At 69.5% G+C, this 24,825-nt stretch carries 23 protein-coding genes; 11 read left to right on the top strand and 12 right to left on the bottom strand.

Annotation, left to right across the window (positions count from 1 at the left end):
• From ACVCMC_RS15505 to ACVCMC_RS15495, 3 genes are read right to left on the bottom strand one after another with little or no spacing between them, the layout of a single operon-like run.
• A complete protein-coding gene (locus ACVCMC_RS15505; RefSeq protein ID WP_447097952.1) occupies nucleotides 1-1,161 on the bottom strand; it encodes a COX15/CtaA family protein in 1,161 nt (386 codons plus the stop codon).
• Nucleotides 1,161-1,733 carry a hypothetical protein gene (locus tag ACVCMC_RS15500; protein WP_447097951.1) on the bottom strand — a complete coding sequence of 191 codons (573 nt, stop codon included), beginning with the start codon at nucleotides 1,731-1,733 and terminating at the stop codon, nucleotides 1,161-1,163. Before ACVCMC_RS15500 ends, ACVCMC_RS15505 begins: the two co-directional genes overlap by 1 nt.
• Nucleotides 1,734-1,767: 34 nt before the next feature.
• Nucleotides 1,768-2,496 carry an SURF1 family protein gene (locus ACVCMC_RS15495; protein ID WP_447097950.1) on the bottom strand — a complete coding sequence of 243 codons (729 nt, stop codon included), beginning with the start codon at nucleotides 2,494-2,496 and terminating at the stop codon, nucleotides 1,768-1,770.
• Nucleotides 2,497-2,555: 59 nt separating this feature from the next.
• Between ACVCMC_RS15495 and ACVCMC_RS15490 the strand changes: the two genes are divergently transcribed.
• Entirely contained in the window at nucleotides 2,556-2,771 is a 216-nt protein-coding gene (locus ACVCMC_RS15490) for a twin transmembrane helix small protein (protein WP_395120350.1), read from the top strand.
• A gap of 49 nt (nucleotides 2,772-2,820) precedes the next feature.
• Here the strand turns inward: ACVCMC_RS15490 and ACVCMC_RS15485 are convergent, their stop codons facing one another.
• A complete protein-coding gene (locus ACVCMC_RS15485; protein WP_447097949.1) occupies nucleotides 2,821-3,843 on the bottom strand; it encodes an NAD-dependent epimerase in 1,023 nt (340 codons plus the stop codon).
• Between the two features lie 62 nt (nucleotides 3,844-3,905).
• Complete coding sequence (gene tviB, locus ACVCMC_RS15480; RefSeq protein ID WP_447097948.1) at nucleotides 3,906-5,183, bottom strand: Vi polysaccharide biosynthesis UDP-N-acetylglucosamine C-6 dehydrogenase TviB; 1,278 nt, start codon at nucleotides 5,181-5,183, stop codon at nucleotides 3,906-3,908.
• Between the two features lie 153 nt (nucleotides 5,184-5,336).
• Between tviB and ACVCMC_RS15475 the strand changes: the two genes are divergently transcribed.
• From ACVCMC_RS15475 to ACVCMC_RS15440, 8 genes are all read left to right on the top strand, one after another.
• On the top strand, nucleotides 5,337-5,957 hold the full coding sequence (locus tag ACVCMC_RS15475; RefSeq protein ID WP_395120353.1) for an XrtA/PEP-CTERM system exopolysaccharide export protein: 621 nt from the start codon (nucleotides 5,337-5,339) through the stop codon (nucleotides 5,955-5,957).
• Nucleotides 5,958-5,990: 33 nt separating this feature from the next.
• The gene (locus tag ACVCMC_RS15470; protein ID WP_395120354.1) at nucleotides 5,991-7,544 is read left to right on the top strand and encodes an XrtA system polysaccharide chain length determinant; all 1,554 of its coding nucleotides are present in this window, start codon (nucleotides 5,991-5,993) and stop codon (nucleotides 7,542-7,544) included.
• Nucleotides 7,541-8,332, top strand: a complete 792-nt coding sequence (locus tag ACVCMC_RS15465; protein ID WP_447097947.1) for a polysaccharide biosynthesis protein — start codon at nucleotides 7,541-7,543, stop codon at nucleotides 8,330-8,332. Before ACVCMC_RS15470 ends, ACVCMC_RS15465 begins: the two co-directional genes overlap by 4 nt.
• Before the next feature lie 150 nt (nucleotides 8,333-8,482).
• Complete coding sequence (locus tag ACVCMC_RS15460; RefSeq protein WP_447097946.1) at nucleotides 8,483-9,790, top strand: hypothetical protein; 1,308 nt, start codon at nucleotides 8,483-8,485, stop codon at nucleotides 9,788-9,790.
• Nucleotides 9,791-9,793: 3 nt separating this feature from the next.
• A complete protein-coding gene (locus ACVCMC_RS15455) occupies nucleotides 9,794-10,570 on the top strand; it encodes a serine aminopeptidase domain-containing protein (protein WP_447097945.1) in 777 nt (258 codons plus the stop codon).
• Complete coding sequence (locus ACVCMC_RS15450) at nucleotides 10,567-11,397, top strand: alpha/beta fold hydrolase (RefSeq protein ID WP_447097944.1); 831 nt, start codon at nucleotides 10,567-10,569, stop codon at nucleotides 11,395-11,397. The genes ACVCMC_RS15455 and ACVCMC_RS15450 overlap by 4 nt, the downstream gene beginning before the upstream one ends.
• Nucleotides 11,394-12,386: a UDP-glucose 4-epimerase GalE gene (gene galE, locus ACVCMC_RS15445; protein WP_447097943.1), complete on the top strand. Its 993-nt coding sequence runs from the start codon at nucleotides 11,394-11,396 to the stop codon at nucleotides 12,384-12,386. The genes ACVCMC_RS15450 and galE overlap by 4 nt, the downstream gene beginning before the upstream one ends.
• Nucleotides 12,383-14,083: a hypothetical protein gene (locus ACVCMC_RS15440; protein ID WP_447097942.1), complete on the top strand. Its 1,701-nt coding sequence runs from the start codon at nucleotides 12,383-12,385 to the stop codon at nucleotides 14,081-14,083. Before galE ends, ACVCMC_RS15440 begins: the two co-directional genes overlap by 4 nt.
• Nucleotides 14,084-14,093: 10 nt before the next feature.
• On the opposite strand, the gene ACVCMC_RS15435 is transcribed toward ACVCMC_RS15440, so the two are convergent.
• The 7 genes from ACVCMC_RS15435 to ACVCMC_RS15405 form a co-directional block, all read right to left on the bottom strand.
• Nucleotides 14,094-14,903 carry a glycosyltransferase family 2 protein gene (locus ACVCMC_RS15435; RefSeq protein WP_447097941.1) on the bottom strand — a complete coding sequence of 270 codons (810 nt, stop codon included), beginning with the start codon at nucleotides 14,901-14,903 and terminating at the stop codon, nucleotides 14,094-14,096.
• Nucleotides 14,900-15,895, bottom strand: a complete 996-nt coding sequence (locus tag ACVCMC_RS15430) for a polysaccharide deacetylase family protein (protein ID WP_447097940.1) — start codon at nucleotides 15,893-15,895, stop codon at nucleotides 14,900-14,902. Before ACVCMC_RS15430 ends, ACVCMC_RS15435 begins: the two co-directional genes overlap by 4 nt.
• Before the next feature lie 15 nt (nucleotides 15,896-15,910).
• Nucleotides 15,911-17,101, bottom strand: coding sequence for a GNAT family N-acetyltransferase (locus tag ACVCMC_RS15425; RefSeq protein ID WP_447097939.1), 1,191 nt, complete (start codon nucleotides 17,099-17,101; stop codon nucleotides 15,911-15,913).
• Nucleotides 17,098-18,162, bottom strand: coding sequence for a glycosyltransferase family 2 protein (locus ACVCMC_RS15420; protein WP_447097938.1), 1,065 nt, complete (start codon nucleotides 18,160-18,162; stop codon nucleotides 17,098-17,100). Before ACVCMC_RS15420 ends, ACVCMC_RS15425 begins: the two co-directional genes overlap by 4 nt.
• 271 nt (nucleotides 18,163-18,433) lie before the next feature.
• A complete protein-coding gene (locus ACVCMC_RS15415; RefSeq protein ID WP_447097937.1) occupies nucleotides 18,434-19,366 on the bottom strand; it encodes a methyltransferase domain-containing protein in 933 nt (310 codons plus the stop codon).
• A gap of 70 nt (nucleotides 19,367-19,436) precedes the next feature.
• Entirely contained in the window at nucleotides 19,437-20,603 is a 1,167-nt protein-coding gene (locus ACVCMC_RS15410) for a hypothetical protein (RefSeq protein WP_447097936.1), read from the bottom strand.
• Nucleotides 20,600-21,274, bottom strand: a complete 675-nt coding sequence (locus ACVCMC_RS15405; RefSeq protein ID WP_447097935.1) for a polysaccharide deacetylase family protein — start codon at nucleotides 21,272-21,274, stop codon at nucleotides 20,600-20,602. Before ACVCMC_RS15405 ends, ACVCMC_RS15410 begins: the two co-directional genes overlap by 4 nt.
• 247 nt (nucleotides 21,275-21,521) lie before the next feature.
• On the opposite strand from ACVCMC_RS15405, the gene ACVCMC_RS15400 reads away from it, so the two are divergent.
• Together ACVCMC_RS15400 and ACVCMC_RS15395 are read left to right on the top strand one after the other, a co-directional pair.
• Nucleotides 21,522-22,685: a glycosyltransferase gene (locus tag ACVCMC_RS15400; protein WP_447097934.1), complete on the top strand. Its 1,164-nt coding sequence runs from the start codon at nucleotides 21,522-21,524 to the stop codon at nucleotides 22,683-22,685.
• A gap of 25 nt (nucleotides 22,686-22,710) precedes the next feature.
• On the top strand, nucleotides 22,711-24,816 hold the full coding sequence (locus ACVCMC_RS15395; protein ID WP_447097933.1) for an NAD-dependent epimerase/dehydratase family protein: 2,106 nt from the start codon (nucleotides 22,711-22,713) through the stop codon (nucleotides 24,814-24,816).
• Nucleotides 24,817-24,825: the final 9 nt, after the last annotated feature.

Here is a 24,825-nt window from a genome sequence, read left to right as displayed (position 1 = left end):
TCACGACTCCTCTGATATCGGCACGGCCGCCTGCGTGCGCGCCAACGTCGCCAGCAGGGCAAACAACAGCAAGGCCGCCACGCCATTGTGCGCGGTGGCCACCGGCAGCGGCAGGCCGAAATACACGTTGCTGATGCCCAGCGTCACCTGGGCCAGCAGGATCAGCGCGATCGCCAGCGCGTGCGCCCGCAAACCCCCGCGCGCCGCTTTGAACGCCAGCCATCCGAGATAGCAGAACACCACCAGTGCGCCGATCCGGTGCGCGATCTGGATCGCGCTGCGCGCGGCCATGTCCAGCACGCCGCCTTCGTAGTTGACGCCGATGCCGCGCCACAGGATGAAGCCTTCGCGGAAATCCGTCGGCGGCGCCCACTGGCCCAGGCACTGCGGGAACGAGCCCGGGCCGTAGCCGCAGGCCAGCGCCGCGTAGTTGGACGAGGTCCAGCCGCCCAGCGCGATCTGGCACGCCAGCAGCACCACGCCCGCCACCACCAGGCTGCGCAGCGCGGCCAGGCGCTGGTCCGGCGCGGCGACGCCGGCGAAACGCAGCGCCACGTACGAGAGCAGGCCGAAGGTGAGCATGCCGCCGAGCAGGTGGCTGGTGACCACCACCGGTTTCAGCAGCAAGGTGACCGTCCACATGCCGAGCATCGCCTGGAACACGATCACCGCGAACACCAGCACGCTGATCCGCCGCGCGCCGCCACCACCGAGTCGCCACGCGCCGAACAGCGGCGCGGCGATCGCCACGCCCGCCAGCACCGACGAGAACACATGCTCGCCGCGCATGTACATGGTCACGCCGATCGCCGCGCATATCGCGCCGACCACCACCATCGCGCGCACGCGCCGGTCCCGCCACGCGGCGGCCAGCGCCAGCACCAGCACCATCACGCCCAGCGTGCCGGCGAGGAAGCGATGCACCTGCTCGCGCCAAGCCTTGTGCGCCTCGTACGGACGGTCCGGGAACGCCGCGTCGGCGTGCGCCACCGCCTGCGCGTGCTGCGGCCAGGTGACCTGGCCGTAGCAGGTGGGCCAGTCCGGACAGGACAGCCCGGCGTTGGACAGCCGCACGAAGGCGCCGAACATCACCAGGCCGAAGGCGAACAGCGCCGCCAGCAGCGACAAGCCGCGCAGAAACTTCCGCTGACGCGCCGACATCACTTGATCACCTTGCGCATGTCGCGCAGCAGGCCGGCGGCATCGAAGCCGGGCGGATAGAACGACAGCGCGGTGCCGTTGGATTCCACCAGCAGCGCGCCGACGCTGTCGGGCGTGGCGGGTCGATAGCCGTCGAGCTTGCCGTCGACATCGCGGCCGGTTTGCCAGTACGTCGACATCGCCTCGCGTGCCGCCGCATCGGCAGGCGGCGTGCCCAGGTAGAGCAGGCGCAGGCGATCCTGCTTGTGATTCAGCATCACCCGCGCCTTGGCCATGGCGGTGAGCGTGGCCAGGCATTGCGTGGCGCAATCCGGGCCGGCCAGCGCCACCAGGGTCATCCGCGGCTCGCTGTCGCGCCAGGCGTAATCGCCGCCATCGGCCAGCACGACGCGCAGGTGCTCGTCGAGGAAATTGCGCTGCGGCACGATCGGCTGGCCGTTGCCCTTGGTGCCCGGCTGCCAGCCGGCAAAGGTGAGCACGCCGGCGGCGATCATGGGCGCCAGGAACACCAGTGCGATCAGCAACAGGTGGATGCGGCTCTTGCGCGTGCGGTTGGGGTCAGCGGTGTTCATCGTGGACATTCATCACAGGACATCGGTGGGGTCATCATCGCCCGCGCGGAGGGCGCTTGCGATGCAGCACCAGCAGGATCACCACCGCGGCGACGGCGAAGGCAAACCACTGGAACGCATAGGCGCGGTGTCGCGCCGGCGGCATCGAGAGGTCGAGCGTGTGCTGGCGCACGTAGATCGAGGAGGCGTCCGCATCCAGCGCCAGCACGCGCGGGTACAAGGGCCGGCCGAGGTCGGCGGCCACCTGGCCCATCGCCAGGTAGATGCTCTGCTTCGGCCAGCGGGTCTGCCGCGCCAGCGCATTGCCGCCCATCTCGAAACCGGTCGGCGGCGGCGGCACGTACAAGCCGCGCAGCTCGACCGGCGTGGCCGGCAACGGCGGCAGTTGCGGCGCCTTGCTGTTGCCGCTGCCGGGCAGGAAACCCAGGTCGACCAGCAGCAGCGGCGCGTGCCCGGCCAGTTCGAACGGCGCAAACACCTCCACGCCGCCGCGCTCGTCATGCTTGGGGTTGTCCAGCAGGTAGAGCCGGTCGGCAAGGTAACGGCCGTGCACCTGCACGCGCGGAAAGCTGCCCGCCGGCGGCGTGGCGGCCACCATGGCGAAGTCCTGCGATGGCGCGGTTTCCGCTGCGGCATAGCGCCGCAGCAGCGATTCCTTGAAGTCGGCGCGATGCAGTTGCCACACGCCCAGGCGCAGGAACAGCAAGGCGCCGGCCGCCGTCAGCAGCAACGCCCACCACGACGGACGGCGAAAGCCGTTCACGCGGTGCGGCTGCCGCGGGTGGCTATACTGCCGCTGTCGAAATCGCTCGGACCGATCACGTGGAAACCATCTACAAAGTCGCGCTGGTGGTGGTACTGCTGGTGGTGATCTTCAATCTCGGCCAGGCGCTGTTCTTCATGATGAAGGACAAGGACGACGACCGACGAACGGTGTGGGCGCTGACCCGCCGCATCGGCCTGTCGCTGGTGCTGATCGGCATGGTCGTGCTGGGCATCTGGATGGGCTGGCTGCACCCGCACGGCGTCAGCCCGTAATTGTAGCGGTTGTGCCGCCCCGGCGTTGCCGCGGCGCGCGCCACGTCGATCAGGCTTGCCCGCCGACCCGGTAATAGTCGCGATACCAGCGCACGAAATTCGCCACGCCCTCCTCCACGCCCACCCGCGGCCGGTAGCCGACCGAGGCGATCAGGTCGGAGATGTCGGCCTCGGTGTCCGGCACGTCGCCGGCCTGCAGCGGCAGCATCTCCATCTGCGCCTTGCGACCCAGGCACTGTTCGAGCACCTCGATGTAGCGCAGCAGCTCCACCGGCTGCTCGTTGCCGATGTTGTAGATGCGGTACGGCGCCACCCCGCTGCTGGCCGGGTCGGGTGCGTTGCCGTCCCAGCCGCGGTCCTTGCCGGGGATCTTGTCCAGCGTGCGCACGACGCCCTCGACGATGTCGTCGACGTAGGTGAAGCTGCGCTTGTGGTGGCCGTGGTTGAACACCTTGATCGGCTCGCCCGCCAGGATCGCGCGGGTGAACAGGAACAACGCCATGTCCGGCCGGCCCCACGGCCCGTAGACGGTGAAGAAGCGCAGCCCCGTGCACGGCAGGCCGTACAGGTGCGCGTAGCTGTGCGCCATCATCTCGTTGGCCTTTTTCGAGGCCGCGTACAGCGTCAGCGGATGCTCGGTCGACTGGTGCTCGGAGAAGGGCATCTTGGTGTCGGCGCCGTACACCGAACTGGTCGAGGCATAGACCAGGTGCTCGACGTCGTGGTGACGGCAACCCTCGATCACATGCAGGAAGCCGGTGACGTTGGTGGACACGTAGATGTGCGGGTTCTGCGCGGCGTAACGCACCCCGGCCTGCGCCGCCAGGTTGATCACCCGCTGCGGCTTGTGGCGGGCGAACACCGCCTCGATCGCCGCGCGATCGGCGAGGTCGACCGGCTCGTGACGGTAGCCCGGGTGCTCGGCGAAGCGCGCCAGCCGCGCCTTCTTCAGCTCCACGTCGTAGTAGTCGCTGAGGTTGTCGATGCCGATCACCTCGTCGCCGCGCTCAAGCAGGCGCATGGCGACGTGGGAACCGATGAAGCCGGCGGTGCCGGTGACGAGGACTTTCATGCGCGGGCGGCCTGCGGCGGGGAAACCTCCCCATGATACGCAGTCGCGGCGCGCGGCGCTGGCTACAGGCGGCCGTCCACCTCGTTGCGCGGCAGCACGTATTTCACGTCGTACAGCACGCTGGACGGCTTGCCGAAGGCGCGGATGCCGGCGCTGCCCAGCGCGGCGAACTCGCGGTGGCCGACCGCCACCACCACGGCGTCATAGGCGCCGGCGGCAGGGGCCTGGACCAGGTCCAGGCCGTACTCGTGCCGCGCCTCGGCCGCGTCGACCCAGGGGTCGTACACGTCCACCGCGGTGTTGTAGCCGCGCAACGCCTGCACGATGTCCACCACGCGGGTGTTGCGCAGGTCCGGGCAGTTCTCCTTGAACGCCAATCCCAGCACCAGGATGCGCGCATGCACCGGGTTGATGCCCTTGCGCACCATCAGCCGCACCACCTGGCCGGCGATGTACTCGCCCATGCTGTCGTTGGTGCGCCGGCCGGCCAGGATCACGTCCGGGTGATGGCCCACCTCCTGCGCCTTGTGAGTGAGGTAGTACGGATCGACGCTGATGCAGTGGCCGCCGACCAGACCCGGCCGGAACGGCAGGAAGTTCCACTTGGTGCCGGCCGCCTCGAGCACTTCCAGGGTGTCGATGCCCAGCGTGTTGAACAGCTTGGCGAGGTCGTTGACCAGCGCGATGTTGAGGTCGCGCTGGGTGTTCTCGATCACCTTGGCGGCCTCGGCCACCTTGATGCAGCTGGCCTGGTGAGTGCCGGCGGTGATGATCGAGCCGTACAGCCGGTTGACGAAGTCGGCTACCTCGGGGGTGGAGCCGGAGGTGACCTTGAGGATGCTGGTGACCCGGTGCTGCTTGTCGCCCGGGTTGATCCGCTCCGGGCTGTAGCCGGCGAAGAAGTCGCGGTTGAAGACCAGCCCCGAGACGCGCTCCAGGATCGGGATGCAGACCTCCTCGGTGCAGCCGGGGTAGACGGTGGATTCGTACACCACGATGTCGCCACGCTCCAGCACCTGACCCAGGCTTTCGCTGGCCTTGACCAGCGGGGTCAGGTCGGGGCGCTTGGCCGCGTCGATCGGGGTGGGCACGGTGACGATGTAGACGTTGCACCCGCGGATGCCCTCCAGCTCGGCGCTGAAGCGCAGGCGGGTGGCCGCCGCCAGCTCGGCCGCATCGACCTCCAGCGTGTGGTCGTGGCCGGCGCGCAGCTCGTCCACCCGTGCGGCGCGGATGTCGAATCCGACCGTGTCGTAGCGCCGGCCGAACTCCACCGCCAACGGCAGGCCGACATAGCCCAGCCCGACGATGGCGACCCTGGTGTTTTCCAGCTGCTGCATAGGTAACTGTCCCGTGATTTCCTTGATGGGGCGCGGCGCGAAGCGGGCCGACGGCCGGTCCGGCGCAGTCCGCGCGCCGTGTCCGCATATCCGGTTGTCGACGTTCCTGCCGTGATATTCTGCACATTCTGAAAGACAATCAGGAGGATTGCCATGAAATCGTTGTGCCAACTGCTCATGCTCGGCCTGTTGCTCGTGCTTGCCGGCTGTGCCACCGGTCCCGGCTCGACGCAGGCACCTTCGGTGAACCCCGAAGCCCAGGCGGTCGCCGTCTACCATATCGGTGTGGACGATCAATTGCAGGTGTCGGTGTGGCACAACCCCGACCTGAGCGTCAGCGTACCCGTGCGCCCGGACGGCATGATCACGGTGCCGCTGATCGGCGACGTGCAGGCCGGCGGCCGCACGCCCGAACAGGTCGCCGCGGAGATCAAGGAAAAGCTCCAGGCCTACGTGCGCGACCCGCAGGTGGCGGTGATCCTCACCTCGCTGCGCAGCCATGAATACCTTTCGCGCGTGCGCGTGACCGGCGCGGTGCGCACGCCGGTGTCGATCCCCTACCGCCAGGGCATGACCGTGCTCGACGCGGTGCTCGCCGCCGGCGGCACCACCGAATTCGCCGCGCCCGACCGCACCGAGCTGTACCGCAAATCGGGCGACGCCACGCAGTCGTACGCGATCCGGCTGGACAGCATCCTGCAGAAGGGCAACCTGACGACCAACTACCCGGTGCAGCCGGGTGACGTCATCACCGTGCCGCAGCGGGCGTTCTGAGCTGCCGGCACAGGCACGCGAGTCGACCCGTCCATGAACGAAGAACCCAATCCCCTGCTGGCACTGCTCCCGGTGCTGTGGACCGAGGCCAAGCGACGACGCGTGTCGCTGGCGGTCATCTTTGCCTCGATCGCGATGCTGGCGCTGATCGCCGGCATCAACTGGCCACAGCGCTACGACGCCTCGGTCACCATCCTGGCGCAGAAGAGCAGCATCATCACGCCGCTGATGGAAGGCGCCGCCGCCGCCACCGGCAACACCAACCGCGCCGGCATCGCCAAGGCGGTGATCTTCAGCCGCAAGGTCATGGACCAGGTGCTGGTGGCCGGCGGCTGGATGGCGCACAAACCCTCCCCGGTCGACCAGGACAAGCTGATCCAGGAGATCAAGGCGCGCACCCTGGTCACGATCTCGCGCGACAACCTCATCACCATCAGCTACCACGACAGCGACGCGCGGCGCGCCTTCGACGTGACGCGCACGTTCGGCCAGCTGTTCATCAGCGAAAGCGTGGCCTCGAAGATGAAGGAGAGCCGCGACGCCTTCGACTTCATCGACAGCCAGGTCGAGGCCTACCGCAAGAAGCTGACCGACGCGGAGAACAAGCTCAAGGACTACCGCAACGCCAACGCCGACGCGCGCCCGGGCAGCGAGGCCGACACCAACGCCAGCATCAGCCAGTTGCGCAACCAGATCGAGACGGCGCAGATGGACCTGATGGAGAAGCGCTCGCAGGCCGGCTCGCTGGAGCGCCAGCTCTCCGGCGAGTCGGAGGTCAACGCGGTGCAGACCTCCAACGGCATCTACGAAAGCCAGCTCGCCGAACTGCAGTCGAAACTGGACAAGCTGCGCCTGACCTACACCGACGAATATCCCGACGTGGTGCGTACCCGCCACCAGATCGAGGACCTGCGCCGCCTGCTGGCCAGCGCCGACCAGCAATCGGCCAAGGCGCCGCGCGCGATCGGCGACACCGGCACCAACGGCAGCGCCGTGCAGTTCAACCCGCTCTACCAGCAGATGCGCAGCCAGCTCGCCACCTTGCGCTCGGACATCGCCGCCACCACCGCGCGGCTGGGCGCGGCGCAGGCGCGGCTCGACTCCGAGCTTGACCGCAGCAAGCGCATCGCCAACTCCGAGGCGGTCACCGCCGAGCTGACCCGCGACTACACGGTCAACCGGGACGTCTACCAGGACCTGCTCAAGCGCCGCGAAAGCGCGCGGGTGTCGATGAACCTCGACTCCGACCAGGATGGCGCCTCGTTCGTGGTGCAGAACCCCGCGGTGATGCCGCTGGTGCCCTCGGGACTGCGCTTCATGCACTTCGGCATCGCCGGCATCCTCGCCGGCCTGGCGGTCCCGTTCGGCGTGCTGTTCGGCTTCGCCCGCTTCGATCCGCGCGTGCGCTCGGCGGAGCAACTGGAACAGGCGACCGGCCTGCCGGTACTGGCGACCGTTCCATTTTACCCGACACCGGGCGACCATCAGCGCGAGCGGCGGCGCAACCTGGCGCTGGTGGCGATCGTGCTGTGCGTGGTGCTGGCCTATGCGCTGCTGTTCTGGTTGAAGCTGAAGGGACTGGCATGAACGCTCGGGACGATGACAAGTCGGTAATCAACCTGCTCTCGCGCGAGCCCGAGGCCCGCGAACGGGCCGCGGCCGCCGGCGACGAGGCCAAGGCTGCACCGGGCCATTCGATCGCGCTGATGTCGGAAACCGGTGCACTGGTGCCGCGGCAGCTGGAGGAGCGCCGGCTGATCCACCGCGACGAGTCGGTGCGAACGCAGTCCGATGCCTTCCGCGAGATCCGCACGCGCTTGCTGTGGCTCGGCGGCGAGCGCAACTTCGTGACCATGGTGGTGCCGGTCAGCCCCAAGTCGGGCGGCAGCTTCGTGGCGCGCAACCTGGCCCTCGCGTTCGCCTTCGACGAAGCAAAGACCAGCCTGCTGATCGACTGCAACCTGCGCTACCCGACCCAGCACGAGGCGCTGGGGGTGGCGCGCGGCAGCGAGGGCCTGATCAACTTCCTCGAACAGCCGTCGATCGGCATCAAGTCGATCATCTACCCGACCGGCATCCCGCGCCTGCGCCTGATCCCGGCCGGTTCCACGCGCGAGAACAGCGGCGAGTATTTCTCCTCGTTCCGCATGCGCGCGGTGGTCGATTCGCTGCGTTGCCGCTACCCGGACCGCTACCTGTTCCTGGACGGGCCGGCGATCAAGGGCTCGCCCGACGCGCGCATCCTCTCCGAGCTGGCCGACCAGGTGGTGGTGGTGGCCGGCTACGGCCGCGACACGCCGGCGGCGATCAGCCAGGCGGTGGCCAGTTTCGATGCGAACAAGGTGGCCGGAGTGGTGTTCAACCACGCACCGTGAGGCCGTCCGGCGGGGCGTTGCGACACTCCGCCCCACCGCACGGTTCCGCGCGGATCTGCCAGACTCGCAGCGCCAGGGGCAAGCCATCGGATGCGGTTTCCGCAGGTTCAGGGCTCGACGATCATGGACAAGACAAGGGGGCACGCACACATGTCGACATATCGCACCCGCAATTGCGTACTGGGGTCGATGCTGGTCATTGCCTCGACCGGCGCATCGGCGGCGCAGTTCGACTACGGCTGGCGCGTCGGCGTGGGCCACAGCGACAACATCGGCCTGACCGAAACCGACCCGATCAGCCAGAACATGCTGATCCCGGGCTTCGACTTCAGCTATCAGCAGGAAGGCTCCACCTTCCAGGCCGACGTGGTCGGCAACCTGGAGTACCGCGACTACCTGGCGCACGCCTTCGATAACCAGACGCTGGCCCAGCTCGCCGGCCAGGCGAACTGGACGGTGCTGCCCGAGCGACTGGATTTCACCGTGCGCGACGTGGCCAGCGTGCAGCCGCTGTCGACCTTCTCCAGCAATGCGCCAGACAACCAGCAGCAGACCAACGTGCTGACGCTGGGCCCGACCCTGCGTTTCCGGCTCAACCCGACCGTGCGCGGCCAGGCCGAACTGCGCTACATCGACAGCCGCGCGTCCAAGACCAACGAGTTCGATTCCTCGCGCGGCCTGCTGGCCTTGCGCCTGTTCAAGGATCTCAGCCCCACCGCATCGCTGTCGGCCAACGCGGAAACCGAGCGGGTGACCTTCGACCACGCCGACGCCGGTCCGGCCTACAACCGCACCCAGCTGTTCGTCAGCTCGGTCAGCCGCCTCAGCCAGCTCGACGTCAATGCCTCGGTGGGCTGGTCACGGCTCTCGTTCGACCAGGCGCAGTCGATCAACACGCCGCTGGCGCGGCTGAGCGTGGCCTGGCGCATGACCCCCAACAGCACCCTGCTGCTGCGCGGTGCGCGCCAGTACGGCGACGCGGCGGAAGACCTGATCAACCAGCTCGACCAGAACCCCGGCGAATCGGCGCCGGCACCGTCGAACATCAACACCGGTGCCACCGTGATCAGCTCGCAGGTCTATACCGAGCGGCGCTACGAGGTGGTCTACACCTACGTCGGCACGCGCTGGAACCTGCGCATCGCGCCGCTGTACCGCAACTTCGATTACGTCAACGACCCCACCGACAGCCAGCGCGGCCGCGGCGGCACCCTCGGCCTCGACTACCGACTGCACCCGCGCACCACGCTGTCGCTGTTCGGCAACACCGAGTCGATGGAATACAACACGATGGCGCGCACCGACCGCACCACCAACTTCGGCCTGATCCTTGCCACCCAGCGCACCGAGCACTGGAGCTGGAACGCGTCGTTCACCCGTCGCGTGCGTCACAGCGACACCGTCGGCGCCAGCTACCATGCCAACGAGATCTATCTCGGCGTGGCCTACCGGAGGTGACGGATGCGCGTCGAACCGGCACAACCGTGCCAATTCGGTAGCGGGGAGAGTCTGTTCGGTCTCTATCATCCGGTCGCCGGGCCGGCGCGCACGGCCATGCTGCTGTGCCCGCCGCTGGGCCAGGACATGATTCGCAGCCATCGCGTGTACCGCCAGCTCGCCGATGCACTGGCGCTGCAAGGCGTCGCCGCGCTGCGCTTCGACTATTTCGGCACCGGCGACTCGGCCGGCCCCAGCGATACCTGCGACTGGACCCGCTGCGTGGCCGACACGGTTGCCGCGGCGGCTGAACTGCGTGCACGCTCCGGCTGCAGCCGGGTGATCGGCTTCGGCGCACGACTGGGCGGCGCCATCGCGCTGGAAGCGGCCGCGGCCGGCCGCCTGGCGGAACTCCTGCTGTGGGACCCGCTGCTGGACGGCCACGAATCCGTGACCCGGCTGGACGCGGCGCAGGAGGCCCTGCGCGCGGACCCGATGCGCTTCCCCGCGCCGCGCGGCCGCGAGGACGCGGCCGATCAATGGCTGGGCTTTCCGGTCGGCGCCGACCTGCGCCGGCAGCTCGACGGCTGGCGCGCGACGCCGGCGACGATTCCCGTGCGCGTGTTCGCATCGCAGCCCGCCGCCACGCATGCGGACTGGCCCGCGCAGCTCGGCGCCGGCAGCGCGGTCGTCGCGCTGTCGTCCACGGCCAGTTGGGATGTGCTGGATCGGCTGGAGCACGCCATCCTCGCCCCCGACCTGATCCGCGCCGTCGGCGACCACCTGCGAGCGGCGGCATGAGCACGGAACGCGCCTTCCGCTTCGGCCGCGCGCAGCACCTGGTCGGCGTGGCCGGGCTGCCCGATGCGGCGACACCTGCCGCGCCGGTCGGCGTGATCGTGCTGAATGCCGGCATGGTGCATCGGGTCGGGCCGTTCCGGCTGCACGTGGAACTCACCCGGCGGCTGAACGCCGACGGCTATCCCACCCTGCGCTTCGACCTTTCCTCGCTCGGCGACAGCAGCGCCGCCGACGAAGCGGGCTCGCAAGCGCAGCAGGTGAAGGCGGACGTCGCCGACGCGATGAGCCTGCTCGCCAGTCACGCCGGCTGCAGCCGCTTCGTGCTGCTCGGCCTGTGTTCCGGCGCGCAGAACGCGCACGGCGTGGCGCTCGACGAGCCGCGCGTGGCCGGCGCCGTCTTCCTCGATGGCTACGCCTACCGCACGCTGGGCTTTCGCCTGCGCCACTACCTGCCGCGGCTGTGGAGCGGCTCGCGCTGGCAACGCTTCATCAGCCGCAGCCTGCAGGCGCGCGCCAGCCAGGGCGACGACGTCTTCGCGGTACGTTTCCCGCCGCGCGAACAGGTGCAACGGGAACTGGCCACCATGCTCGACCGCGGTCTCAGGCTGCACTTCATCTACAGCGGGGGGGTGACCCGCTACTTCAACCATCCGCGCCAGTTCCGCGAGTGCTTCGGGCGCCTGGCCGACCGCCCGCAGATCAGCGCGCGCCTGTTCGCCGGCAGCGACCACACCTACGCCCTGCAGGTGGATCGCCGCCGCCTTCTGGACGACATCGCGACGTGGTTGCGGGACAATTTTCCGATTTCCGGCGGGAGCAATCCATGAGCACGATCCTGGTCACCGGCGGCGCCGGCTACATCGGCAGCCACGTGGTGCAGCAGCTGAGCGAACGCGGCGAGCGGGTGGTGGTGCTGGACAACCTGGTCAGCGGCTTCGCCGATGCCGTGCGCGGCGCCGAGCTGGTGGTGGGCAACGTGGGAGACCAGACGCTGGTGTCGCGGCTGCTGGCCGAGCACAAGGTGGACGCGGTGATGCACTTCGCCGCCCACACCGTGGTGCCCGAATCGGTGCGTGATCCGCTGAAGTACTACGGCAACAACACCTGCAACACGCGCAACCTGCTCGCCTGCTGCGTCGAGGCCGGCGTGGACCGCTTCATTTTTTCCTCGACCGCGGCGGTGTACGGCACGCCGGCCGGCGGCGTGGCCGACGAGGACACCCCGCTGCAGCCGATCAACCCGTACGGCAGCTCCAAGCTGATGTCCGAGATGATGCTGCGCGACCTCGGCACCGCCGGCGCGATGCGTTACGTGATCCTGCGCTATTTCAACGTCGCCGGCTGCGACCCGCTCGGCCGCATCGGGCAATCCACGCCCAACGCCACCCTGCTGCTCAAGGTGGCCTGCGAGCATGCTGTGGGCAAGCGCCCCGGCCTGGCCATCTTCGGCACCGACTACGACACGCCCGACGGCACCGGCATCCGCGACTACATCCATGTCGAGGACCTGGCCGCGGCGCACCTGCGCGCGCTCGACCACCTGCGCACGGGCGGCGAGTCGCTGACGCTGAACTGCGGCTACGGCCACGGCTACAGCGTGCGAGAGGTGATCGAGACGGTGCGCCGGGTCAGCGGCGCGACCCTGCAGGTGACCGAGCAGCCGCGCCGCGCGGGCGATCCGCCGATGCTGATCGCCCGCGCCGACCGCCTGCGCCAGCGCCTGGGCTGGGCGCCGCGCCACGACGACCTGGAGTTCATCGTGCGCACCGCGCTCGCGTGGGAACGCCAGCTGGCGGCACGGGACGCGGCCCGGTGACACGCGCAGCGCGCGGCTTCGTCCGGCGGCTGGGCGCACTGTTCGCCGGCCTCGGCCTGCTGCTCGCGACCGCGCACGCGCAAGGCGCCAGCGCGCCGCCACCGATCGCCAGGCTGGCGCCGACCGGCATCGGCGCGCAGTGGCAGACGATCACCCTGCATCGCCACGGCGCCGTCGGCGATCGGGTGGCGGTGACTGTCGGCATCCCGTTCCCGCCCGGCATGCTGGACGACGCGCGACGGGTGCGCATCGAGGACGCGCGCGGCCAGCCCGTGCCGGCGCATGTCGAGGCCACGTTGCGCTGGCATTTCGACGGCGGCGGCATCCGCGCCGTGCGCGCGCAGTTCCACGCCACGCTGGCCGGCGACAGCGCGCAGCTGCGTTTCGCCCTCGCGCCGGTCGGCGCCACCGCGACCGCCGCGCCGGGCTGGGCCTACGCCGACGAGCTGGTGGACGGTGCCGACGGCGTGCGCGTGCCGGGCGTATTGGCCACGCTCAGCCCGCAATGGATGACCGCTTCTCTGATCGCCGGCCCGCAAGTGCCGGCGGTACCCCCCGGCGCCTACGACCGCTACTTCGAAACCCAGTTCGCCTGGGCGCGCAAACTTCCGCGCAGCGACGGCTCGGCGTGGCTGTTCGATCGCCCCACCGCGCTGTTCCAGCAGTACGTGCGCACCGGCCGCGTCGATTACCTCGCCGCCGCGGTCCAGAGCTACCACTTCTACATGGCGCACATCCGCCGCTTCGGCGCACCGGGCTGGCCGCTGTGCGGCGGCGGTTTCAAGCTGGGCGAGGTGAACCCCTGCGACCCGAAGTACGTCTACATCCAGCCGACCCTGCTCGCGCTCGGCCTCACCGGCGACGACAGCCAGGACGACACGGCACTGGTCGAACGCATGGTGGGAGCGTGGGATACCGGCGGCTGGACCATTCCCGCCGGCCCCTACACCGGGCTCACCCAGAAGTTCTTCACCGAACGGCAGGCCGGGTTGGGCCTGCTGCAGATCGTCAGCGCGTGGGAACTCACCGGCAAGCGCGAATACCTGCAAGACATCGGCGATCGCGTGGGCTGGCTGTACCAGCACCAGCAGCACAATCCCGACGGCCTGGGCAATGACGGCTCCTGGCGCAGCAGCTGGGACATGCACGAAGGCAACCCGTACGACGCGGCCACCGACGTGCCGGGCAGCTCGCCGTGGATGACGCAGAACATCATCGACGGCCTGTGGCATGCCTGGCTGGCCACCGGGGACGCGCGCATCCCGCCGATGATCACCGCGTTCGGCCGCTACCTCGAGCGCTACGGCTGGATCGACGCCAAAACCGTGGCCACGGTCGGCAAGGACTGGCGCGACCCGTGCAGCGGACCTAGCGGCCAGATCAGCTGGTACTGGTCGTCGGCCCACGTCGACCGGGCCAGGCTGGTCGCCATCGAGAACTCCGACGGCTGGTACAGCGATTCGCACAACGTGGAGCTGACCCTGCCGGTGGCCGCCGCCCGCTATTTCAGCACCGACCCGCAGCTGCAGCATGCGCTGGACCGGCGCATGCATGCGCTGGCGTCGTCGTACGCCGTCGCCTGCGCGCGCAACGCCAGCACCGCGCGACGCTTCAACTGGAACCACCGCGGCACCGGCGTGGTGCAGTGGCTGATGCGCCAGGACGCGGGCAGCGGCGCCGCCCCGGCGCGCCCCTGACGCGCGTCGGTCAGGGCGATCGGCGCGGTCGCCTGCGCTTGGCGAAGGCGTGCCACACGTAGCGCAGCATGCACAGCGAGGCGCGCAGCAAGCCGAGCTTCTCGACCTGGCGATAGATCGTCCACTGCCAGCGCGCCGCGCGCAGCTTGTTGGCCGACAGCGACGACTCGCGCACCAGATACCAGGCCAGCGGTTCGGCGCTGTCCGCGCGCACCGCCGCGCCGGCGCGGCGAACCTGCTCCAGCCAGAACGCATAGTCCTCGTGGCCGATCCGACGAAACGGCACGTCGCCCAGCTCGCGCGCGTACAGGCCGGTGAGGTTGCCGATGAAATTGCTGGCCAGCATGTCGCGATGCTCCAGCCGCGCGGGCGGGTCCACCCGGCTGAGCACCCGGCCGTCTTCCGCCACCCGCCAGTACGCCGCGTAGCTGATGCGCTCGCCACTGGCGCGCAGGCTGGCCAGTTGCCGCTCCAGCTTGGCCGGGTGCCACCAGTCGTCGGCGTCCAGGAAGGCGACATAGTTGCCGCGGGCGACAGCCAGCGCGGCGTTGCGTGCAGCGGCCACGCCGCCGTTCGCCGGCTGGCGCTGCACGCGCACGCGCGCGTCGGCCTGCGCAAAGCCCTGCAGGATCGCCAGCGAATCGTCGTGCGAACCATCGTCCACCGCGATCAGCTCCAGGTTGCGATGGCTCTGCGCCAGCACCGACTCCACCGCCCGCGGCAACCACGCCGCGGCGTTGTACACCGGCATCACCACGCTGACCAGATCGCCGCCCAGCGCGGGCGTCGGGACAGCGGTCGTCGTCGGCGCGGCCGTCACGCGAACAGCTGCGGCAAGGTCACGAGGGAGCGGAACCAGTCGGTGTCCAGCTCCGTCTCCACCGCCACGCGAGGGATGTCGTAGGCGTCCCAGCGATCGTAGCGGGCGTGCCCGCCGTAGTAGCTGAAGGCATGCTCCACGCCCGCTTCGCGCAGGCAGTCGCGGGTGATCTGGTCGAACGCGCCCCGGTTGCCGACCGGATAGCTGAAGCAGCGCATCGGCGCACCCAGTTCCTCGGCGAGCCGGCGCGCGCAACCCTGGATCTCGTCGCGCTGACCCTGCGCCGACATGCGCGACAACACCGGGTGATGCACCGTGTGCCCGCCGATGGTCATGCCCGCTGCCTGCATATCGCGCAGCATGTCCCAGTCCATCCACAGCGCATCGCCGGCGCGGGTATCGGCACGGCCGGTGCCTGCGGCGTCCGCCACGGCATCGAGATACGCGACCGTGTCCTGCGCCGGCATCTCCTTGTACCTGCGCAGCAGCCGACGCACCGCCGCTTCCCGTTCCGGCTCGTCGAAGTGGATCGGCGCATCGAACCACGCCGGCAACTGCAGCGCTTCGCGCCGGCTGGTGCGCGCCATCCAGGCGATCTCGTCCCACCACGGCAGGCTGGGCGCGTCGATGAAACCGGTAGCGACGAAGAAGGTGGCGGTCACGCCTTCGCCACGCAGGATCGGCAACGCCGTCTCGTAGTTGTCGCGGTAGCCGTCGTCGAACGTGATCATGGCGTAGCGGCCGCGCCGGGCGGCGAGTACCCGCGGCAGGTCGGCCGGGCCGATGATCTCCAGCTGTGCCTTGCAGAAACGGACCTGCTCGGCAAACGCCTCCGCGCTGGCGCTCCAAAGGCCGCGATCGAACGGCGTACCCAGCGCATCACCGATGCGATGGTAGTTGAGCGCGAGCACGCCGGACCAGCGCACGGTCCGGTGCAGCAACCGGCGCAAACCGCTGCGGCAGAGCAGGTGTGACGCGATGGCCTTTTTCATTGGAGCACCCCGCGCTCAGCCCGGCGAAACCAGCTTGATGAAGCGGCGGATTGCGCGTACGCACAGCTGACGCAGGCGGTCGAGCAGTGCGCGCGCCGTATGCCTGCGGCACGTCGCGCAAAACAGCTGGCGTTGTTCAGTGGCCAGCGATTTCTTGTACGTGCTGACGCCCCGCAGGAAATCGTAGTGGGAGATGCCGCCCTGTGCCAGCTGCCGCATCAGCAGCAGGTTCGCCGCGGTACCCGAGCTGCGGACCACACCGGGATCCAGCGGCGCCACGCCAAACTGGTACAGGTCGAACTTGCGCCCGGTCACGAAACCGTAGAGCACGGCAAAGATCCTTCCCTGGTGCGAGAACCGCGCCAGCACCACACGCCCGCTTGCCGTCCACCGCCTCACCAGGCCGCGATGGAACTCGGTGAAACGTGGCGCCGAGAAGCAACCCGGTTCACCGGCCGCCACCCAGCGCTCCTGGTGGACGCGCACGAGATCGTCGAAATGACGGTCGGCCGTGGCGGCATCGGCCAGCTCCGCCACGATGCCGGCACGCTCGGCGTCGCGCAGGTACTGGCGGGCGTGCTTGCGTGTCTTGGGCGACAGGCTGCCCAGGTAAGCCTCGAAGCCGTCGCCAAGCCAGGCGATCGGGCAGGCCCCGCGCGACGACAGTTGCAGGCGGGCGTGGCGAGGGAAGTCGCTGCGCCAGCGCAACAGGGCCGCATGTTCGGAGAGATCGAGCAGCTCCAGGGTATCCCAGGCCATGGCGTCGATCGCCCGCCACGCGGCTTGCGCACAGGCCCGGTCCTCGCCGGGCAGGTGCAGCAGGTCCAGATAGTCGGCGCAGACCTCCTCGAACTCCTCTTCCCCGGTGGAGAGGAAGCGCAGGCAGCGCACCCCGAGCCAGCCGCCGCGACCCACGTCGAGGTACAGCGGCAGCGCGCCGACCAGGCGCGACCCACGCCACAACGTGATGATGCGCAGACCGCCCTGGCCATATACGGGGCCGTAAACGTCCCACCAATGGCGCAACCAGGCAAAGTCCAGCGGGGTCGAGGCCGTGGGGCTGGCCTGGTGCAGTGCATCCCAGGCCGCGCGGATCGCGTCCCAGGCGGCGACGTCCCCGATGATGCGCAGCGTCGGTGCCGGGCCGTGCGAATCGTCAGTCACCGCGGGCTCCGGTGTACCCGGCGCCACCGGGGGCAGGGTCATGGCGAGGCAACCGTGCGCTGGCGCAGATGCCGGCGATGCGCCCGGAGCCAGCCGCGCAGCACCGCCGGCAGGTAGCAGCACACGAACAGCTCCCAGGCACGCCGCTGCCACCAGCGATGGCGGATGCTCGCAAACAGGTGGGATCGCGCCGCCGCCATGTCATTCGCCTCGAACTGCAGCTCCCCGATCCACTCGTGGGCATCGGCCAGGGCGCCTTCGATCATCCGCCGGGGCAGGTGGATCTCGCTGCGCGCGGACTCGATGAAGGGAGTGATCGTGCGCAGGAAATTGGTGGCGGTATGGATGCGGTATTCGGAACGGGTCAGGCGGTCGGGCATGCCGCGCTGGTACTGGATGGTGGGCAGGTCGAGGAAACCTACCGGCCCGTGGCGGCAGGTACGCAGGTGGAAATCGAAGTCTTCGCCGGAATAGCGCAGGGTCTCGTCGAAGGCCACCACCTTTTCCAGCCGCTCGCGGCGGATCAGCACGGTGGAGGTGTGCACCAGGTTGCCCATGATCATCTGCGAAAAGATCATGCCCATGCGCAAGGATGCCGCGCCGACCACCGCCTCCATCGACGGCGCGACCGAACGCAGCGGCACGCTCTGCGGAAACAGCCGATCCTGGGGAAACAGTGCGTAGGTGCTGTACATGCTGCGGATGTACGCGTGGTTGAACACGCGCCCGTTCGGGTCGATCGCCTCCATGTCGGTCCAGACCATGCCGAGCTCGGGAAACTGCCGCAGGCAGCGCAGCTGCAGCTCGAGCTTCCACGGTTGCCAGACGTCGTCCGAGTCGAGCAACGCCAGGAACTCGCCGCGTGCAAGCCGGATGCCGTGGTTGCGCGCCGCTGCGACCCCCGCGTTCGCCTGCGCGATGTAGTGGACGCGACGCTCGGTGCCATAGCGCCGGCGCACGAGTTCGGGCGTCTCGTCGGTGGAGCCGTCATCGACGAGCAGGATCTCGAGTTCGGCATGCGTCTGCGCGAGCACGCTGTCCAGCGTGCGCGCCAGGCAATAGGCCCGGTTGAAAGTGGGGATGACTACGCTGACCAGTGCCATGGGTACCCGACCGCTCCTGCATCCAGTGACCACTTGAAGCTTCGACTCGCCGCCACCCCACGCTTGCCGCGCGGATCACGCAGCCGCGGCGCGCTGTCTGCCTGATCCGTCCGGCTGCCCGAGGCGTCGCAGCTTCCGCGGCCGCACTCCTGGCGCCGGAAGTAGCGTCATTGTATGCGTTTTCCGCATCGCCAGACATGGCGTTTCACGCTTTCCCCGGGCGGATCGGAAGGCCTGCCGGGCGCCCGGCAGGCGGCCTTCACGGACCCGCTCAGGCGGCGGGTTTGCGCGCGATGAAGTCGATCGAGGTGATGCACAGGCGTTCGGCCGGGATCGACGCGAACTGCGGGGCGATGTTCAGTTCCGCCAGCTCGCGCAGGCGCCTGGCGGGGGGCGAGCTCACCCGGGTCACGATGGCGAAACCGGCCGCCTCGGCCTGCTCGACAAAGACGTCGGCGCGCAGCCGGTTTTGGTACAGGAACGCATTGTTCCAGCGCTGCCACTGCGCATCGGTGTATTGCAGGTAATTGAGCTGGGTGATGCGGGAGTCGACATAGGCGTAGTGATCGCCGCAGTTGACCGAGTGGAACATGATCCCGCCGGGGCGCAGGATGCGCCTGGCCTCGCGGAAGATGCCGCCGATGGCTTCCGACGCCACATGCTCCAGCACGCTGTTGGAGAACACGCAGTCGATCCGGTCCGGCGGCAGCCCGGTGCGGGCAGCGTCCGCCGGCGCCCGATAGTCCACCACGCCCGCGGTGGCCACGGCCAGATCGGCTGACCTCTCCAGTGCGCCGGCCAGCTGCTGCTGGCGCTGCCGGACCTCGGCCACGGGGACGCCGGCCACCTCGGCGATCAGGGCGACATGCCGCTCCAGGCCCCGGGCGCAGGCGCGCACCAGATCCCGGCGCTGGTGCCGGTTGAGGTCGACGGTGACGACGCGCCGCGCGCCCGCCAGGAAACAGCACAACGGAAAAGTCGGATACCAGCCGCTGCCGATCTCGAACAGCCGCGCGCCCGCCACCGGCACGCCGACCTCGCGCAGCTGGTTGGCCATCAGCCGCCAGTCGTCGATCTTGATGTCGAACTCGCGATCGAAGTCGCGCAGCCCGCCGAACCGCCGCTGCAGCTGGTAGTGGACCGCGGCGCCGCCCGGCATCACGCCGAGCACCTTCTGCAGCATTCCCTTCGTGCGCCAGTCCATCTGTTTCCTCCTTCGAGGACGGAGATGATGCCGGGACCACGCCGCGGTGATCCGCGCGAGCGCGGCGCCGCTACGCCCCGGCAAGCCGATGCGGTGGCGGCGGCAGCAGGAAATCGCGGAACGCATGCGGGTCGCCGCGATGCCCGGCCTCGGCAGCCTTGATGATGTTGTAGGTCTCGCGCGCCGTCACGTAGTGCAGCACGTAGCGCTTGCCGTCGTTGTAGGCGCGCTCCAGGTGCTGGTGCATGCGCTGCGCGGCGTCGCCGAGCAGGGTGTCCATGTCGCGCTCCTGGGTGCCGTGCGTGTGGACCTTGACGAACACCCACTCCGGCCGCCCCTCGACGTGGATGCCGGTTTTCACCCACGCGTCGACCCGCTCGGGCGTGGGCGGGCAGCCGCGGCGCACGTCCGCGTTCTCGATCCGCGGCAGCACGCCGAACTTGCGCTCGCGCCAGTTCAGCCCCAGCGGCCCCTGCACGATCATCAGGTCGCCGCTGGGCGTCCCGCCCACGCGCACCGGCACGCCGCTGTCGTGCGACTTGGGCCGCAGCGGGTCGTCGGTGGCGTAGTAGATCGCGTTGCTGGTTTTCGTCTGCGTGTCGCTGGGCGCCGACGGCAGGGTGAAGTCGGCGTAGCAGCCGAGTTCGCGCAGCAGGATCAGCTCGTTGTTGATGCCGCACCAGCGGCCGTCGGCGCGCGAATTGTCCAGGCTCCAGTTGCCGTGGATGAAGCCGAAGCGCAGCTGGCCGGTGGCCGGATCGCGCGGCAACGCGCCGTGGCGCTCGTGCAGCAGGTTGTTGAAGCGCTCGATGGTCTGGCGGAAGTTGGCCTCGTTGTCGTTGTCGTGGTGCAGGTGGATCTCGATCTCGCCGTAGCCCTCCGCGCAGAGCGCGGCGATCTTGTCCAGGTGTTCTTCCAGGTATTCCTCTTCCGGATAGAAGAACGTGTGCTGCGGCATCCGCCCGTCGGCGTCGCGGTGCATCGCGGCGAGGGCGCGGTAGTCACGGCACCAGCGGTCGACGCGCGCGCGCTGGGTGGCCAGGTCGACCTTGCCCCAGGCCGGCTCGAAATGGTCGACGAAGCAGAACATCACGTGGATCGGCCCGTCGACCGCCGGCGGACGCCGGCGGCGCAGGTAGCCGCCCAGCCAGTACTGCATGTTGCGCGCGCGGATCGCCACGGTGACGGCGATCGCGCACAGCGCCAGCAAACCCGCGATCAGCCAGGCGACGATCATGCGTGCACTCCTTCAGCCGTTGCGCCCAGGTCGGCGCCGGTGGGCAGCGGGCGGAACTCGAAACCCTCGGAACGCCACTGCGGCAGCAGCGTCTCCAGCATGCGGGTGCAGCAGTCGCTGTCGTCGTGCATCAGCAGCACGTCGCCCGGCCGCGGCGGCTGCGCGCGCATCGCCGCCACCAGTTCTGCCGGCGGCCGGTGCTGGTAGTCGAGGCTGTCGTAGGACCAGTACAGCAGGCGTCGCCGCTCGCGCGCGAGGCGCAGCGTGAGCGCCAGCGAGAACGCGCCGCTGGGCGGGCGTACGCCGTGGTGGAGCACGCCATCGAACGCCTGCAGCACCCGGTCGGTGCGGTCGATCTCGTCCATCATCCCGGCCAGCGACAGCCGGTTGAAATCCGGATGGCTCCAGGAGTGGTTGCCCAGCCGGTGCCCCTCGTCCAGCATGCGCCGTACCAGCTGCGGGTGGCGCTCGGCCTTGCTGCCGATCAGGAAGAACGTGGCGCGCACCTGGTGCTGCCGCAGCAGGTCGAGCAGGGCCGGCGTGTATTGCGGGTCGGGGCCGTCATCGAAGCTGAGGTACAGCTCGCGGGCGCCGCCGGGAGGCATGGCGGTGAGTACCACCGCAGCGGGCAGGCAACGCAGCAACCGCATGCGCTTCAACCAGCCGATCATGGCGACCATCCGTCGCTGCCGCGCACGCTGTGCCGGCACCGGCAGAAATCCTTGCTTGCAGGCATAATCCACCCTTGTCGTCGATGGCGTGCGCAGGGGCTGCTGCCGCCATCCGAATCCGACGCACAGGATATCTTCATTCGGCACCAAGCCGGGCGATTTTCGCATGTCCGCCGTCCTTCGGGCGGCCGCGCGGGGATTACGGCGCCGGCCCACACACCCACGTTTGCGATCCGCGGAGAGACGCGTGCTGCAGGGATATGGCCTGATCTACTTCGGCAACGACTGGTACGCAGAAAACCGTACCAGCAGCCATCACGTGGCCGAACGCCTGGCCCATGCCGCACCGCTGCTGTACGTCGACTCGCCCGGCATGCGCGCGCCGCAGGCCAGCGGGCGCGACCTGCGCCGCGCCTGGCGCAAGCTGCGCGCGGCCCTGCGCGCGCCGGTGCCGGTGCGCCCCAACCTGTGGCATTGCACCGTGCCGCAATTGCCGTTTCGGCGGGTGCCGGGGGTCGACTGGCTGAACCGCGTGTTCGGCCGCTGGGCGGTGCGCCGCGCCATGCGCGTGCTGGGCGACGTCACGCCGATCTCCTGGTTCGCGGTGCCGCACCCGGGTTTCCTGGCGCAGCAACTGGGCGAGCGCCTGTGCGTGTACTACTGCATCGACGACTACGCGGCGCACCCGGGCGTGGACAGCGAGCTGATCGCCGCACGCGACCTCGATCTGGCCCGCCGTGCCGACCTCGTCTTCGTCGCCCCGCCGGCGCTGCTGGAGGCCAAGCACGCCATCAACCCAGCCACCCGCTTCTCGCCCCATGGCGTCGACACGGCCCTGTTCGGCCAGGCGCGCGACCCCGCCACGGCGGTGCCGGCCGCGGCGCGGGAGCTCGTCCACCCGGTGGTGGGCTATTTCGGCTCCCTTCACGAATGGATCGACCTGGAACTGATCGAATGGCTGGCGCGCGAGCGCCCGCAGTGGAGCTTCCTGCTGGTCGGCCACGCCGCCGTGGACGTGTCGCGCCTGCGCGCGCTGGACAACGTGCGGCTGGTCGGCGCGCAGCCGTACCGCGAGCTGCCGCGCTGGGCCAAGGCATTCGACGTGGCGATCATCCCGTACCGGCACAACCGCCAGGTCGCGAACGCCAATCCGCTGAAGGTGCGCGAGTACCTGGCCACCGGCAAGCCGGTGGTCAGCGTGAGCCAGCCGGAGATCGACAAGTTCGCGCGCTGGGTCGAGATCGCGGCGGACCGGGACGGCTTCCTGCACGGTCTGGATCGGGCGCTGCGGGACGACACGCCGGCGGCAGCCGACGCGCGCGTGGCCGCGGTGGCCGGACAAACGTGGGACAACCGCGTGGACGAGGTGTTGCGCGAAGTATCATCGGCGCTTGCACGCAAGCAGGCATGAATCAGTGGAAACAACAGGGGACAGGATGAACGCGGGAATCGAAGGGAAGCTGCGCATCGCCATCGTGGGTGCCGGCTACGTGGCTCGCCACCACATCGCCGCGCTGCGCCGGCTCGAGTTCGTCGAGATCGCGGGCATCTGCGACATCGACACCAAGGCCGCGCAGGCGCTGGCCACCAGCTTCGGGATCGAGTTCGTCACCGGCGACTTCACCCGGCTCGCCGAACGCCACCCGCATGCGGTGTACGTGCTCACGCCGCCGTCCAGCCACGCGCCGCTGACCCTGCAGGCGCTGGACATGGGCTGCCACGTGTTCGTGGAGAAGCCGATGGCCGACTCCGTCGCCGAGTGCGATGCGATGATCGCCAAGGCGCGCGACAAGGGCCTGTTGCTGTCGGTCGACCATTCCGACCATTTCGATCCGGTGGTGATGCAGGCGCAGGCCTGGGTCAAGGCCGGGCGCATCGGCGAGGTGCTGAGCTTCGACGTGCTGCGCAGCTCGGACTATCCGCCGTACGCGGGCGGCCCGCTGCCGGGCATGGTCAAGCAGGGCTCGTATCCGTTCCGCGACCTCGGCGTGCACGGCCTGTACGTGCTCGAATCCTTCCTCGGCCCGATCGGCGAGCTGGACGTGCGCTATCGCTCCAGCGGCCGCAGCACCAACCTGAAGTTCGACGAATGGGATGCCCGCGCACAATGCGCGGACGGCGTCGGCCGGCTGCTGCTGTCGTGGAACATCCGCCCGATGCAGAACCGCATCATCGTGCAGGGCACGCGCGGCATCATCGAGGCCGACCGTTTCCTGCAGATCTGCCGGATCAAGCGCGTGCTGCCCGGCCCGAAGTTCATCGGCATCGTGCTCACCGCCTTCACCAACGCCCTGCGCGACGTGGTGCGCGTGCCGTGGAACGTGCTGCGCTTCGCCACCGGCCGGCTGCGCCCCTCGCCCGGCATCCAGCACGGCGCGCAGGCATTTGCGCAGGCGCTGCATGAGGGCACCACGCCGCCGATCAGCGCGGAGGAAGGCCGCCGCCATGTCGCGCTGATGGAAACGGTGTGCGCGCAGGCGGATCGCGAACGGCGCGACGAACTGGCCGCACGCATCGTGCCGCTGGCGCCGGTCGACGCGCTGGTGACGGGCGCCGCCGGTTTCCTCGGCCGCGCGCTGGTCGCCGCGCTGCGTGCACGCGGGCAATCGGTGCGCGTGCTGGTGCGCCGGGCCGACCCGGCCGCCGAGAGCGCCGGCATCCAGGTGGTGGTGGGCGATCTCGGCGATCCGGCGATCGTCGACCATGCCGTGCAGGGCGCGCGCGTGGTCTACCACGTCGGCGCGGCGATGCGCGGCGGCCCCGGCGACTTCGAGGCGGGCACCGTGTGGGGCACCCGCAATGTGGTCGACGCCTGCGCCAGGCATGCGGCGGAGCGGCTGGTCTACGTCAGCTCGCTCAGCGTGCTCGACCACGCCGGCCGCGATCCGGCGGTGGCCGTCACCGAAAACTCGGCGTTCGAGCCCTGGCCCGACCGCCGCGGCGCCTATACCCAGACCAAGCTCACCGCCGAAGGAATCGTCAGCGACGCGATCCGCGAGCGCGCGCTGCCGGCGGTGATCGTGCGCCCGGGCCAGATCGTGGGGCCGGGGGCCGAGCGCGTGACCCCGAACGGCACGCTGGCGCTGGCCGGGCGCTGGATCGCGGTCGGCCCGGCGCAGCAGACTCTGCCGCTGGTCTACGTCGACGATGTCGTCGACGCGTTGCTGCTGGCCGCGCACGCACCCGCCGCGACGGGCCGGATCTTCAACGTGGTCGACCCGCAGATCGTCACCCAGGGCGATTACCTGGCCAGGGTGAAGGGCAAGCTGGGCGACGAGCTGAAGCTGCTGCGCGTGCCCACCGGCGTGTTCATGGCGCTGGCTGCCGGTGTGGAACTGCTCGGCAAGCTGCTTCACCGCAGCGTGCCGCTGACCCGCTACCGGGTCCGCTCGCTGCGCCCGCTGGCCAACTTCGACATCAGTGCGGCACGCAGCGGACTGGGCTGGGAACCGCGCATCGGCTTGCAGAAGGGTTTCGAGCGGATGTTCGCGACGAACGCGCAAACAGACAACGCGCCAGCGACAAAAGCCGACGACGCCTGACCGGCCCGC

It is taken from the genome of Rhodanobacter sp. UC4452_H20 (assembly GCF_052978205.1).
The sequence above is the reverse complement of the archived record's forward strand: the minus strand, read 5'-3'. Positions and strand labels throughout refer to the sequence as shown.